This window comes from Shinella sp. GW835-FHT14H05 (genome assembly GCF_058793575.1).
This window is the reverse complement of sequence record NZ_JBXAFY010000001.1, coordinates 897,781-910,613: the sequence shown is the minus strand read 5'-3', so window position 1 is coordinate 910,613 and position 12,833 is coordinate 897,781. Positions and strand designations below refer to the sequence as shown.

Annotated in this window: 19 protein-coding genes and 1 tRNA gene; 8 read left to right on the top strand and 12 right to left on the bottom strand. The window is 63.1% G+C overall.

Features of this window, described 5'->3' with window-relative positions; all coding sequences use genetic code 11:
- Positions 1-487: 487 nt before the first annotated feature.
- Both AC1Q6Z_RS04575 and AC1Q6Z_RS04570 read left to right on the top strand, forming a co-directional pair.
- Positions 488-685 carry a hypothetical protein gene (locus tag AC1Q6Z_RS04575; RefSeq protein WP_256117311.1) on the top strand — a complete coding sequence of 66 codons (198 nt, stop codon included), beginning with the start codon at positions 488-490 and terminating at the stop codon, positions 683-685.
- 11 nt (positions 686-696) lie between these two features.
- Complete coding sequence (locus AC1Q6Z_RS04570; protein WP_492646880.1) at positions 697-855, top strand: hypothetical protein; 159 nt, start codon at positions 697-699, stop codon at positions 853-855.
- A 60-nt stretch (positions 856-915) separates the two neighbouring features.
- Here the strand turns inward: AC1Q6Z_RS04570 and AC1Q6Z_RS04565 are convergent, their stop codons facing one another.
- A complete protein-coding gene (locus AC1Q6Z_RS04565) occupies positions 916-2,130 on the bottom strand; it encodes an MFS transporter (RefSeq protein WP_492646879.1) in 1,215 nt (404 codons plus the stop codon).
- A 50-nt stretch (positions 2,131-2,180) separates the two neighbouring features.
- Entirely contained in the window at positions 2,181-2,879 is a 699-nt protein-coding gene (locus AC1Q6Z_RS04560) for a DUF899 domain-containing protein (protein WP_492646878.1), read from the bottom strand.
- A gap of 86 nt (positions 2,880-2,965) precedes the next feature.
- Between AC1Q6Z_RS04560 and AC1Q6Z_RS04555 the strand changes: the two genes are divergently transcribed.
- The gene (locus tag AC1Q6Z_RS04555) at positions 2,966-4,186 is read left to right on the top strand and encodes a helix-turn-helix domain-containing protein (protein ID WP_492646877.1); all 1,221 of its coding nucleotides are present in this window, start codon (positions 2,966-2,968) and stop codon (positions 4,184-4,186) included.
- A 35-nt stretch (positions 4,187-4,221) separates the two neighbouring features.
- Positions 4,222-4,854 (top strand): Vgb family protein, encoded by a 633-nt coding sequence (locus AC1Q6Z_RS04550; protein ID WP_492646876.1) that lies wholly within the window; start codon positions 4,222-4,224, stop codon positions 4,852-4,854.
- 3 nt (positions 4,855-4,857) lie between these two features.
- Here the strand turns inward: AC1Q6Z_RS04550 and AC1Q6Z_RS04545 are convergent, their stop codons facing one another.
- Positions 4,858-5,718, bottom strand: coding sequence for an urea carboxylase-associated family protein (locus AC1Q6Z_RS04545; RefSeq protein WP_492646875.1), 861 nt, complete (start codon positions 5,716-5,718; stop codon positions 4,858-4,860).
- Positions 5,719-6,033: 315 nt separating this feature from the next.
- Here AC1Q6Z_RS04545 and AC1Q6Z_RS04540 point away from each other — a divergent pair, with 315 nt between their 5' ends.
- Positions 6,034-6,621, top strand: a complete 588-nt coding sequence (locus tag AC1Q6Z_RS04540; RefSeq protein ID WP_256117323.1) for a hypothetical protein — start codon at positions 6,034-6,036, stop codon at positions 6,619-6,621.
- Positions 6,622-6,648: 27 nt separating this feature from the next.
- Here AC1Q6Z_RS04540 and AC1Q6Z_RS04535 read toward each other — a convergent pair whose 3' ends face one another.
- Positions 6,649-7,548, bottom strand: a complete 900-nt coding sequence (locus AC1Q6Z_RS04535; protein ID WP_492646874.1) for a LysR family transcriptional regulator — start codon at positions 7,546-7,548, stop codon at positions 6,649-6,651.
- Between the two features lie 67 nt (positions 7,549-7,615).
- Between AC1Q6Z_RS04535 and AC1Q6Z_RS04530 the strand changes: the two genes are divergently transcribed.
- Both AC1Q6Z_RS04530 and AC1Q6Z_RS04525 read left to right on the top strand, forming a co-directional pair.
- Positions 7,616-7,948 (top strand): cupin domain-containing protein, encoded by a 333-nt coding sequence (locus AC1Q6Z_RS04530; protein ID WP_492646873.1) that lies wholly within the window; start codon positions 7,616-7,618, stop codon positions 7,946-7,948.
- Positions 7,949-8,017: 69 nt separating this feature from the next.
- Complete coding sequence (locus tag AC1Q6Z_RS04525; protein ID WP_492646872.1) at positions 8,018-8,437, top strand: VOC family protein; 420 nt, start codon at positions 8,018-8,020, stop codon at positions 8,435-8,437.
- Between the two features lie 145 nt (positions 8,438-8,582).
- On the opposite strand, the gene AC1Q6Z_RS04520 is transcribed toward AC1Q6Z_RS04525, so the two are convergent.
- Positions 8,583-8,658 (bottom strand) — tRNA-Ile (locus AC1Q6Z_RS04520).
- Between the two features lie 154 nt (positions 8,659-8,812).
- Between AC1Q6Z_RS04520 and AC1Q6Z_RS04515 the strand changes: the two genes are divergently transcribed.
- Positions 8,813-9,568: an SIMPL domain-containing protein gene (locus AC1Q6Z_RS04515; protein ID WP_435267685.1), complete on the top strand. Its 756-nt coding sequence runs from the start codon at positions 8,813-8,815 to the stop codon at positions 9,566-9,568.
- 172 nt (positions 9,569-9,740) lie between these two features.
- Here the strand turns inward: AC1Q6Z_RS04515 and AC1Q6Z_RS04510 are convergent, their stop codons facing one another.
- The 7 genes from AC1Q6Z_RS04510 to AC1Q6Z_RS04480 form a co-directional block, all read right to left on the bottom strand.
- Complete coding sequence (locus AC1Q6Z_RS04510; RefSeq protein ID WP_256117397.1) at positions 9,741-10,127, bottom strand: hypothetical protein; 387 nt, start codon at positions 10,125-10,127, stop codon at positions 9,741-9,743.
- Positions 10,128-10,236: 109 nt separating this feature from the next.
- Complete coding sequence (locus AC1Q6Z_RS04505; protein ID WP_256117399.1) at positions 10,237-10,587, bottom strand: nuclear transport factor 2 family protein; 351 nt, start codon at positions 10,585-10,587, stop codon at positions 10,237-10,239.
- Between the two features lie 56 nt (positions 10,588-10,643).
- Positions 10,644-11,066: a secondary thiamine-phosphate synthase enzyme YjbQ gene (locus AC1Q6Z_RS04500; protein ID WP_492646871.1), complete on the bottom strand. Its 423-nt coding sequence runs from the start codon at positions 11,064-11,066 to the stop codon at positions 10,644-10,646.
- A gap of 10 nt (positions 11,067-11,076) precedes the next feature.
- A complete protein-coding gene (locus AC1Q6Z_RS04495; RefSeq protein ID WP_256117405.1) occupies positions 11,077-11,205 on the bottom strand; it encodes a hypothetical protein in 129 nt (42 codons plus the stop codon).
- A gap of 52 nt (positions 11,206-11,257) precedes the next feature.
- Positions 11,258-11,611, bottom strand: a complete 354-nt coding sequence (locus tag AC1Q6Z_RS04490; protein WP_492646870.1) for a DUF1428 domain-containing protein — start codon at positions 11,609-11,611, stop codon at positions 11,258-11,260.
- 77 nt (positions 11,612-11,688) lie between these two features.
- Positions 11,689-12,198: a GrpB family protein gene (locus tag AC1Q6Z_RS04485; RefSeq protein WP_492646869.1), complete on the bottom strand. Its 510-nt coding sequence runs from the start codon at positions 12,196-12,198 to the stop codon at positions 11,689-11,691.
- 27 nt (positions 12,199-12,225) lie between these two features.
- Positions 12,226-12,798 carry a transglycosylase SLT domain-containing protein gene (locus AC1Q6Z_RS04480; RefSeq protein ID WP_256117409.1) on the bottom strand — a complete coding sequence of 191 codons (573 nt, stop codon included), beginning with the start codon at positions 12,796-12,798 and terminating at the stop codon, positions 12,226-12,228.
- Positions 12,799-12,833 lie beyond the last annotated feature (35 nt).

Here is a 12,833-nt window from a genome sequence, read left to right as displayed (position 1 = left end):
ATCGCAATTATTGTGTACGATGCAAAAAGATTATCATCAACACTTTCAGACATGAAATGTCGACAATCCGCGCGGACTTCCCATGTACAATGATCATCAAGCTATGTACGTCCGACATGAACAGGTTGGATGCGCCGTATAAAAAGCCATTTCGCCATATGAAAAGGCTTGCCGGCGAGCTGAAACGACGACAAAATACAATCGATCGGGTCTCACGGTATGCAATTTACGTGTGACGAATTTGAGATGCGCGCGCCGGTAGCAGGCTCCTGAAAAGTTTCTCCCGGACGGCGGGGTCGGATCGTGAATGCTCCGGCCCCGTCTCTGTTTCGCCCGGTTCGCGCGCGCAGTTTTCCCACCAGACCTCGCGTTATGCAGCACGGCACGGACGGCCGGCGCTCCGCCCGAATTTTTCCCCGCACCCATCGGAACAATCGCCCGCCTTTCCGGTTGAAGGACCGTCGAAGACCATTAGGCGTGATCGCATATGCCGGACCAATCCAAGCTCTTTCCCGACCATCGAAGGCTCTCGGGAGAACGCTACACGGTGGAAACCTTTCGCGCGGCCTATGACCTGCCCGCGCAGGAGGCCAGGCGCCTGTTCGAGAAGTTCGGTCCCTCCAAGCGGGAGCTGGACCTTCTCATGCGCGCCCGCCGTGACCCCGAGCAGTTCCTGAACTTTTGAGGAGACGCACCATGACGAACCCAAAAAATCCTTCTCCCGAGAAACGCAATCCCGAGGACGGCGCTCCCGTCGAGGGCAGCGAGATGGAAACGGAAGAAGAGAAGATCAAGCGCGAGCAGGCTACCAAGCCCGCTTTGATGCCGATCGGCGATCCCGCCGGCGCGGCGTAACAATGACGATCGCGAACAAAACCCGCCGTCCTTCGACGGCGGGTTTTTCGTGCGTCGCGATCAAGCTGCCGCAAGCGCTTCGCGCGCCTTCGGCACCGGCTTGAAGGTCATGGCGATCAGGAAGGCGCCGATGCCGATTCCCCAGGAGCCGACATAGAGCCAGGTGTAGCTGGCGAAGGTATCGTAGATCAGCCCGCCGGCGACCGGCCCGAGCGCCATGCCGAGGCTGCCGGCCATGGCAGTCCCCCCGATGACCGTACCCATCATGCGCAGCGGAAAGTTTTCCCGCGCGATCACCGCATAAAGCGGCATGACGCCCGCATAGATGAAGCCGAACAGGCCGGCGACGATGTAGAACGAGGCGAGCCCGCCGGTGAAGACGTAAGCCAGCGCGCCAAAAGCCTGCGCGAGCAGCCCGAGCACGAGGATGTGCTTGGCGCCGAACCGGTCACCCAGGATGCCGAAGGCCACACGGCCGCCGAGGCCGGCGAGCCCCTCGATGCTGTAGATCGAGACGGCCGCGATCATCGGGATGCCGCAGGTGATGGCATAGCTCACCGTGTGGAAGATCGGCCCCGAATGGGTGGCGCAGCAGAAGAAGTTCGTCAGGCAGAGAATGACGAATTGCGGCGATTTCAGCACGTCGCCCGTGCTCATGCCGCCCTGCGGCTCATCGGCCTCCACCAGGTCGGCGCCGCCCGCCTCCAGCGCCGGCGCACGCCGCACCAGGAGCGAGACCGGGATCATCACCACCGCGACGACGACGGCGATGATCTGCATCGACGTGCGCCAGTCATAACCGGAGACCAGCCAGGCGGCAAAGGGCGACATGGTCATCGGCGCCATGCCCATGCCCGCCGAAACCAGCGAGACGGCAAGGCTGCGATGCGTGTCGAACCAGCCCGTCACGCAGGCCATCATCGGCGCGAAGACCGCGGCGGCGGCGATACCGACGAGCAGGCCGAAGACGAACTGGAAGGCGACGAGCGACGTCGCAATGCTGGCAAGCCCCAGGCTTGCGGCGAGCAGCACCGAGCCGGTGAGCACCACCGGTCGCGGCCCCCAGCGGTCCGAAAGGCCGCCCCAGACCATGCTGGCGAAGGCCATGGCGAGGAAGCCGATGGTCATGGCGGTGGAAACGCCCGTCACCGACCAGCCCGTGTCCTTGGATATGGGCAGCAGGAAGACCGGCAGCGAGAACATGGCGCCGATGGCGATGCAGCCGAGCAGGCCGCCCGCAGCGACGATCACCCAGCGATAATGCGTATGGATCATTGTCATCTCCTTCGCGGCCGGCCGGATTTTTGGCCGGAGCCGCCCCAAAATCAATACTCGTCGTGCCGCTTCACCCATTCCATCGGATAGCGCAGGCCGCCTTCGTCGCGGCCCTTCGGCACGAGGTCGAGGTAGTGATAGGCACCGTTCAGCATCTCGACCCCGCGCGCGTAGCAGGAATAGGTGTGGTACACCTCGCCCGGTCCGCTCCTGTAAAAGACGCTGACGCCGACCATTTCCGACACCGTGACCGGACGAATCGTAAAATTGTAGACGGCGCGGCCCGCAGCGATTTCCTCGGGCGTTGCCGAGGCCTGGTAATCGAAGTTGAAATCGCTGGCGCCGGACGACACCCAGGGGAAATGCCAGCCCATGCGCTGCCGATAGGCGTCGATCTGCGGCAGCGGCGCGCGCGAGATCGCCGTGAAGGTCACGTCGCGCTGAGCCAGATGGACCGGAATGCCGTCGAAATTGTCAGCCCAGAAGGAGCAGTGCTTGCAACCCTCCTGCCAGTCCGGCCCGAGCATGAAATGATAGACGAGGAGCTGCGAACGGCCATCGAAAAGATCCTCCAACGTGGCCACGCCCTTTGGTCCTTCGAAACGATAGGATTTCTCCACGCGTTCCCAGGGCATGGCCATGCGGCGGCGCGTCAGCGCCTCGCGCTGGCGGGAAAATTTCTTCTCGGCGGCGAGCAATTCCAGGCGGGCCGCCAACCAGTCCTCGTGCGACACGACTTGATTGCGCATCGGGAAACTCCATTCTCCTGTTTCGGTGCGCCCAAAATAGGCGGGCAACACCGGAACGCGGGAGTTACAAGTGTGACGGGAAAACCATGGACTCGATGATCACGGCCGCCGCCCGGGCGCTCGCCACCGGCGATCCGCTCGGCGCGTTGAACCGCGTGGCGCTGCGCGACGATGCGCCGGCGCTGGCGCTTCGCGGCATCGCCATGGCGCAGCTCGGCGATCTCGACCGCGCGAAAACCCTGCTGAAAAGTGCCGCCCGCGCCTTCGGCCCGCGCGAGGCCGTGGCGCGGGCGCGCTGCATCGTCGCCGAGGCGGAAATCGCCCTCGTCTCGCGCGATCTCACCTGGCCGGTGAAGGCGCTCGCCGCGGCCGGCGCGACGCTCGCAGCCCATGGCGACCGCCTCAATGCCGCCCATGCCAGAACGCTCGCAATACGCCGCCTGCTGCTGATCGGCCGGCTGGACGATGCCGCGGCCCTGCTCGCCGAGGTCGATCCGGCGACGCTTCCCCCGCCGCTGCGCGCCGCGCACGAGCTGGCCGCCGCCGGCATCGCGATCCGCCGGCTGCACACCACGATCGCGCGCAAGGCTTTCGCCCGCGCGGCAGACGCCGCCCGGCAGGCCCGCATCCCGGCCCTAATGGTGGAGGTGGAAGACGCCGCCGCCATCCTGCAAAAACCGGCAGCCCGCCTGATAACCCGCGGCGAGGAACGCCCGCTGCTTCCCGACGCCGTGGAAGCGCTGCTTGCGACGCCAACCCTCGTCGTCGACGCCTGCCGCCACGTCGTCCGCTGCGGAGAGCGGTCGATTTCGCTCGCCACCCGGCCGATCCTGTTTTCCCTGCTCAGAACACTGGCCGAGGCCTGGCCCGGCGAAGCCGGCCGAAAAACGCTGCTCTTCAACGCCTTCCGCGCCAGGCATGCCGACGAATCCCACCGCGCCCGGCTGCGCGTGGAAATGGGCCGGCTGCGCGCAGAGCTGGAGCCGCTGGCGGACATCACCGCCACCAAGGATGGTTTCCTGCTGGCGCCGCGCGAGGGCCGGCCTGTCGCCGTGCTCGCCCCGCCGCTCGACGAACCGCATGCCGAGGTACTGGCGCTCTTCGCCGATGGCGAGGCCTGGTCGAGCTCCGCGCTTTCGATCGCGCTCGGCACCAGCGCGCGCACGGTGCAGCGCGCGCTCGAACAGCTTTCGGCCGCCGGCAAGGTACAGGCGATCGGCGGCGGGCGCACCCGCCGCTGGCTCACGCCCACGGCCGGCGCTTTCTCGACACTCTTGTTACTCCCGGGTCCGCTGCCGGGCGACTAGGATCGCATCATTCAACGATCCAAAGGAGACAGACGATGACCACTTCCCAGGCAGATATCATCCGCGAATACGGCCCGTTCCCCGGCGTGGAGCAGGTCCATGGCGTCACCTATGACGGCAAGAACGTCTGGTTCGCCTCCGGCGACAAGGTCAATGCGGTCGACCCGGACGAGGGCACCGTGCTGCGCTCGATCGATGTCGCCGCCCATGCCGGCACCGCCTATGACGGCCACCACCTCTTCCAGATTGCGGAAGACCGCATCCGCAAGATCGATCCCACCTCCGGCGCGGTGCTCGCCACCATCCCCGCCCCCGGCGAGGGCGGCGATTCCGGCCTCACCTGGGCGGAAGGCTCGCTCTGGGTCGGGCAGTATCGCAGCAAGCAGATCCACCAGATCGACCCTGAGACCGGCGCCGTCATCCGCGTCATCCAGAGCAACCGCATGGTGACGGGCGTCACCTGGGTGGACGGCGAATTGTGGCACGGCACCTGGGAGGGCGAGGAAAGCGACCTGCGACGCCTGGACCCGAAGACGGGCGCCGTGCTCGACACAATCGTCATGCCCGAGGGAACCGGTGTATCCGGCCTCGAATCCGATGGCGGCGACCGCTTCTTCTGCGGCGGCGGCCGAAGCGGAAAGATCCGCGCCGTCCGCCGGCCGCGCTGACGCTTAAAGTCCGTGGGTGCCGTCGTAGCCGTTCACGGCCGGCGGCGCCCAGCCCTCCGGCAGGCCGGCGGGCTTGTAGATCTCGACGACCATCGGATAACATTTCGCCGTGTCGGAGGAATGCTGCGCCGAGCAATCCCCACCCGGGCAGGCCGACATGCAGCCAAGCAGATCGATCTCCGCGAAGAACTCCAGATAGTCCCCCGGCCGCACCGGGCTCGCCTTCATGAAATACTGTCCCGTATCGCGCGTGAAGCCCGTGCACATGAAGACGTTCAGCACGTCATGCACATAGCTCTCCGCCTCGCGCAGTGCCATGCCGGTCTTCGCCGCGAAGGCGCGCGTCAGGTTCGAATGGCAGCAATGATGATACTGCCCGCCATGGCTCAGGAGATTATGCGTATAGGGATCGCAGCGCGTGCCGATCACATCATGCACCGCCCCGCCGAACTCATCGAAACCGTACCAGTCCAGCGTGTCATGCGTAATGGTGGCGATCGGCCGAAGATAGGGGAAATTGGAGAAGAGCTGATCCCCAAGCCCGACATGCGTGCCGTTCAGCGCCCGCGTCTTGCCCGTATAAAGCCGCTCCTTCAGATCCTTCGCATTGAACAAGTTGAGGTCGCCCACTTGCGCGCCTTCGCTGCAGACGATCCGGCAAAAATACCCCGCCGGCACCGCCCACGTCGCCGCCTCGCGCGGCGGCACCACGACGGTCTCGACCAGAGTCAATTCATCCCTCAGCGCCCGATAGCTTGCAAGATCGGGCCGCGGCAACGTCTCCACCGGATAACAGACCACCGGAGCGATTGCCTTGCGCGCCACGGCATCGGCGGGCTGCGCGGTTATCGGATTAGGCTTCATGAAACTCCCTCCCCCTTACGGCGGCGCAAAACGCCGATCGCAATCTTGTTGAATAACATTACTACGATTGTTCAACAGAATGCAATATGAGCCTGCGCGCCATCTGGCTGCACCGGAGAGCGGCAGCACCGTTATTGTCTGGCGCCGAAATCGGCTTTTAACGGCTGGATATCATTGGTGATTATCCGATTTTCTATTGACCCAAATTTGGCTGGATTCGCCCGAAGGTTTTCGCCACCAACTGATTGCCAAAGCACCGGAAGAACCCGAAGACGGAGGTTCACGGACGATAACGCCGCTAAAAGAGACCGCGCCTTGGCGGCAACGAAGGGAGACGGGCAGTTGGCTAAGCATGAAATCGCGCAGGTGATCAGGGGCATGGTCGATACCAAGACACGCCGGTCCAACCTTTTCCATTACTCAACGACAGCATATTCCGCCAATGAAACGGGCTTTTACCTGCTTGTCGAAGAATATCGCAAAACGGGAAGCAAAGGACAGGCGAGCTTCCTCCGTGACACCTACCTCAAAGGCGTTGTTGTGAAAGGCCTGGAAAAGGTCACCGGGCAGATAAACCTTGACCGCCGCGACAAGACCGATGATCTCATAAACAAGATATCGTCCCAAGTGGATGGCGTCGGCCTATCGATGATGGACAAGATCAGGGACAACGGCCTCCTCAAAGCGATAGAACTTAAGATGGGCAATACTGCGATCGATACAACATTGTTCGACGACGCCCAGGAAGAGGCAGCGGCAAACATCTACAGAAGCCTTGAAAATTACAGCTTCCAACTGGACAAGAAATACCAGCCAAAGCCGGACTGCCAGGCGCAAGTCGCGAAATTTCGCCAAAAGCTCATTCTCCTGAAATTCGACATGTTCGCGCTGGGAATGTGGTAGTCGGCCGGCCCAGAAATATTCCTGCCGTCAAGCAGGTCGATCGCCGTGAAACAGCGGCCGTAGCGCCTGGAATTCCTTTGCAAGAAATTCGGATAGAACCCTGATGCGCCTCGTGTGGCGCAGTTCACTATGCGTCAGGAACCAAAGATCACTCGAGAGTTCGTCGATAGGTTCGCCCACCCGGGTAAGCCGCGGATCGAGATCCGCCAGATAGCAGGGCAGAATGCCGTGGCCAATGCCGCTGGCGACAGCTTCGGTGAGTGTATAGAGACTGTTGACCTGAAGTGCGGCGCCGGAATACCGGCCGGTGTCCTTCAGCCATCGCGCCGAGGCCAGATGGGCAAGCTCGGCGTTGGGGACAACCCAGGCCTTGTCGTCGGCAATGCCATCGCCTTCTCCAGTGCTGCGGTAAACCGAAACGGCGATCCGGCAGAGCTTGCGACCGACAAGGCTTTCGGGCGGTTCGCCGCCGGCGCGTAGCGCGGCATCGACTTCCCGCTGGCGCAGATCCGACATGCTGACGCTTGAGCGCAAATCAAGCAGGATGGCAGGATGTTCCGACCCGAAGCGCCGGATCAAGGGCATCAAGGGGCCTGCCACAAGGGTGTCCACGGTCGCCAACCGGACTGTCCCGGCCGCGTCGGAATTCTCGTTGCCGACACGCGCCTCGAGCGCACCGATATCCTCATCGATACGTTCGGCCAAGGCGGCAGCCTCTCTCCCGGCGGCGGTGAGAGACACACCGGTCGTGTCACGATGAAAGACCAGGGTTCCCAGCCGCTCCTCCACCGCCTTGGCGTGGCGAAACACTGTGGGCGTGCTCACCCCGAGCCGCACGGCGGCACCCGCGAATGAGCCCGACCGCGCCACAGCCAGGATCAGGCTCAGATCATTCCATTGAAGTCGCTGCTGCACGAAATCCGGCATTTCATTTTTGCCACTACCCGAATTCCACTTTTAGAGGCAAACCTCCTTTCAAGCAATGGAGACTGTCATGGCGACCAACAGCATCAAATGGACGGACGGTGCGACATCCTGGGACGGTGAATTTCAGGGCGGCGGCTTTGGATCCGGCGTGTCGATCATTTTCACCCGGCTCGACAGGCCGGGCGGAGGGCCGGCGCTCCACCGTCATCCCTATTCGGAGACTTTTCTCGTCCGGAAGGGAGTGGTGCGTTTCACGGTCGGCACGCAGAGCCTCGACGCTGCAGCGGGGGAGATCGTAGTGGTCGCCCCGGATACGCCTCACCGGTTTACAGGCGTCAGTGACGAAGTCGAGATGATCGACATCCACGCCAGCCGCCGGTTCATCACGGAGTGGCTGTAGCCACGGCCGACAAGCAACCCGCGCCGCCACTTCAGCGCGCACAAAAATTCAACCAAAGGAGAACAGGCAATGCCAAAGATGATTTTCGTCAACCTGCCGGTAAAGGATCTGGCTGCTGCGACCCGCTTTTACGAGGCGATCGGTTGCCGGAAAAACGCCCAGTTCAGTGATGAACAGGCGTCCAGCATGGTCTGGTCAGACGACATCACGTTTCAGTTGTTGTCGCGCGACTATTTTTCGACCTTCACCCCGAAACCGGTCGCTGATGCGCATGCTAGCTGCCAAGTGCTGATCGCTCTCAGTCATGACAGCAGGGAACATGTCGATGCTATCGCTGATGCGGGCGCGGCAGCGGGCGGCAAGGCCGATATTCGCGAGCCATTGGACATGGGCTTCCTCTACAACCGCGCCGTCGAAGATCCCGATGGCCACGTCTTGGAGCTCGCCTGGATGGATATGAGCCAAGCCGGCGAAATGGCGGTCGCATAGATTAGCAAGCGCGCCTCCCAATAAGGCCGGATGTCACCGCTCGACCGAGAGCCGTATTGGATAAATAGGTAGCGCGAACACGTTGAAAAGCCGTGATTATCCTGCATCCCCTCGCCCAAGCTGGACTTTACTGGACGAAGGGGAATGGTGGGCCCGGAGGGACTCGAACCCCCAACCAAGCGGTTATGAGCCGCCGGCTCTAACCATTGAGCTACAGGCCCTTCCCAGCCTTGACCAGGTACCGTCGGTCAATGGCGGCCGACGGTTAGAGATCGTCTAGACGAATTCGGCGGGCCTCACAAGCACCGCCGTATTCTCTACACAATCCCGGGCGAAGAACGGCGCGAGGGACACAACCATCAGGAGATAGTCTTCATGTTCTACGGAACACTGGGCCGCCGCACGGGTGCCGGCCTCTTCGCGCTTTCGCTCGCTCTCGCCGCTGCCGTTCCGATGGCCGCCCGCGCGCAGGACGCCGCAAAGCCGCGCGAGGCAACCATCGTCGTTACCGGCGAAGGCAGCGCGGAAATCGCGCCCGACATGGCGCTGATCGACCTCGGCGTCGTCAAGGATGCCAAGACCGCCCGCGAGGCGCTCGACGCCAATAACAAGGCGATGGCCGAGATTCTCGCTGCCCTCAAGGACGCCGGCATCGCGGAACGCGACCTGCAGACCTCCGGCTTCATGATCAACCCGCAATACCAGTATCCGCAGAGCTCGACGGGAGAAAATCCGCCGCCGATTTTGACGGGCTTCCAGGTCACCAACACGGTAACGCTGCGCGTGCGCGATCTTTCCAAGCTCGGCGAGATCCTCGACAAGGCCGTGACGCTCGGCGCCAACCAGGGCGGCGGCATCCGCTTCACCAACGACAAGCCGGACACGGCCGTCAGTGCGGCGCGTAAGAAGGCCGTCGAGAACGCCATCGCCAAGGCCAAGGAACTGACGGAAGCCGCCGGCGTCGGCCTCGGCCGCGTGCTGGAAATCTCCGAAACAAACTACCGCGCGGAACCTGTGCCGATGATGCGCGCCATGGCCAAGGACTATGCCGAAGGGGCCTCCGTGCCGCTCGCGACCGGCGAGAACAGCTATTCCGTCGTCGTCAACGTAACCTTCGCGCTCGGCAACTGAGACGCGCGAAAGCCATGAACGAAAGGGCCGGGAAACCGGCCCTTTTTTCGTTTGTGAGGTCAGGACGCGCGCGCCAAAAACGCAAAGAACCCTCCCGGCCGAAACCGGGAGGGTAACCGTTCACCGGCCGGGGGTGACGAGGCGAACGACGTCCGTTGGGCAGGCCTCTGCCTTAACGCCAGAGAACCGGGCAATGACGGTCGTTTGCGAAAACCATGCGGCTGTAGCCCTGGTAGCGGAAGCCTTCGACGACGACCTTGCGCGGCGTCACATCGGCGACGCGGGCGCGGCGCAGGCCGAAATCGCGCGCCTTGGCGACGGCAAGCCCGATATCGCAGCGGCCGCGGCCACCGCCCCAGTTGCCATGGCGACGGTCGTGGCGGCGATCCCAGCGGTCGCGGCCGCGGTCGTGATCGCGCACTTCGAGGAAGCCGTTGCGGTAGCCGACTGTCTCGACCGACAGCTCGATATTGGCGGCGGAAGCGGCCGGGGCGAAAGCGGTCAGGGCACCGAGGCCGAGCACGGCGGCAAGAAGGGTGTTTTTCAGAAAGCTGGTCATCGGGATCTCCTGTTCGCTTGCACCGGACCGTCGTGTCCGGCGATTGAGGAGACCTTAGCGGGGGGAGGCTGAACGCAGGCCGAAGCCGCCGTTCAGCCTCCGTTCAACTTCATGAACCGGAAAAGAAGGCGATGCGGGTGATGGATCCCTCCTCGAGCTCGAGCAGCAGGATCTTCTCCTTCGAATAGGTGGCGCCGGCGGCGGATTTGCCGTGCGCCGTCAGGCGGATCGCGACGTTGTGGCCGAGCGCATCGCTCATCACCAGCGCATCGCCATAGTTTTCATCAAACGCTTCGAAATGCCGGGCGAGACGATCGCGCAGCGCGTCGCGGCCGTTGTCCATTCCCTCGCCGATGCCGGAGATCGAGACGTCCTCATGGACCTTTGCGGCAAGTGCGGCAAAATCCCGGGCATTCAGCGCCTCGATGACGGCGTGGTTGATGCTTTCCGTGTCTGACATGGATCTCTCCTCTCGTGAGCCACGCCAGGAACGTTCCTCCGTGTGAACGGGTTCCGTCAAGGGCCGAGATGCAGCACGATTTCGCGCCGGTGCGGCCGGTCGCGGTGCTCGAAGAGGTAGAGGCCCTGCCAGGTGCCAAGCGCCAGGCGCCCGCCGATGACAGGAATGCCGACCGAGACCTGGGTCAGCGCCGCCTTGATATGGGCCGGCATGTCGTCCGGCCCCTCCATCGTGTGCACGATCCAGCGCATGGAGGGATCGTCGGAGGGCGGAACGAGGCGGCGGAAGAACTGGTCGAGGTCGCGCCGGACATCCGGATCGGCATTTTCCTGGATGAGCAGCGAGCAGGAGGTGTGGCGGACGAAGACCGTCAGCAACCCCTCCTCCCCGCCGGCCTCCTGCACAAAGGCGGCGGCCTCGCGGGTGAACTCGTAGAGCCCCTGCCCGCGGCTCGCGACCGTCAGGATCTTTTGCGGCACGGCGCCTGCCTCAGCCGCCGATCGCCCAGAACAGGGTGCCGACGACCGCGATGAAGACGATGATCACGCCCATGAAGCGCGCGAGACCCATATTCGTATCCGTGGTGGTGCCGACTATCGCGTAATAGAGGTCCTTCATGGCGCATCCCTTTCATCGTGTTGGATGCGGTGATAGCGCACCCGCGCGCGGCTCACAACTCGACGAAGGCGCGGAAGCCGCCATAGATCATGCGCTTGCCGTCGAAGACGTTCTTCCACTCGTCGCCCATCAGGCGCTCGTCCGCCATCACCTTGGCCATGATTTCGTCGCGCTTCTCGCGCGATTCATAGGTGATCCAGGAAAAGATGACGATCTCGTCCTCCTTCGCCTGCACGGCGCGCGGAAACGAGGTGAGTTCGCCATAGGGCACGTCGTCGCCGATGCATTCGACATAATCGATCGCGCCATATTCCTTCCACACCTCGCCCCCCAGGCGCGCCATATCCTTATAAGCCTCCAGATTGGCCTTCGGCACGGCCACCAGGAATCCATCGACATAGGTCATGATCGTCTCCTCCTTTGGGTTGGACATGCCAAGGACGTGTGTCGCGGGACGGATCCGACAAGAGGTGGTGAAAAAACCTATGGCTGACCAATAAACGGCGTAGGACCGATTGCAGCGTCGATAAAGCCGCGCTTTGCGGCGGTGTAGGCATCGCCGTCCAGAGGAAACTGACCGGAGAGCCGCCGTTTCAGTGCGGCGTAAGCAGCGGAGAGCGAATCGTCACCACGAAGCCGCTCACGAAAGGCCAGCCGCTTATGATGCGTTTCGTTGCCGGGCGGGCACAGATAAACGCGGCAGGCTGGCGCCACCTTTCTCGAAAAGGCCCACATGCCGTCGTCATATCGATTTCCACGCGCCTCGTAGCCTGCGGAAACCATCCGCTCACAGGCGATCGCGATCTCCTCCGCCGGTAGCGTTACGTCGATGTCGATGATCGGTTTGGCGGCAAGGCCAGGCACCGCCGTGCTGCCGACATGGTCGATTTCGCGAACGGCGCCGCCGAGCAGCACTCGGAGGGAGGACGCGATCTGCGCGAACCGGTCCGGCCATGCCATATCGTAGTCCACCACGACAACGGGTGTGGGCAAAGCCGGTCTCCTTTGTCCCTACCGCACCTACCACGACCCGCAGTCACGCAACTGGCGCGAATAGCTGGACGCCATGTTGGCTGCACGCTTGGCGCCGGCTTTCGCCGTGCCGCTCCAGTTGCCGCGTTTGTAGCCGGCATGGCCGTGGTAATAGGCGATGTAGAGGCGGTAGGTGTCGTTGAGCGCGATGCCGTTCTTGCGGTTGCTCTCGCTGTGATACCAGCCGATGAAGCGGATCGCGTCGGAGAAGTCCGTGCGGTTTGCCGTCCAGCGCCCCGTCACGCGCTTGTAGCGCGCCCAGGTGCCGTCAAGCGCCTGGGAGAAGCCGAGCGCCGTCGACTGGCGCTTCCACGGAATGAAGCCCAGGAGTTTGGTGCGCGGCGGGCGGGCATTATGGCGGAAGCCGGACTCCGTGTAGATCGTCGCCATCAGCACGGGCACGGGCACGCCATATTCCCGCTCGGCGCGGTAGGCGGCTCTCCGCCAGTTATCGAACATGCCGTCACGTTGCTCGAAGATGGCACAGGCGTTCTGCGTCTGTCGGGGGACGGACGCGCAGCCGGCAAGCAACAGGAGGACGACGACCAAGACGCAACGCATCGCAGTTCCTCAGAATTTCCGGATATTTATAAATC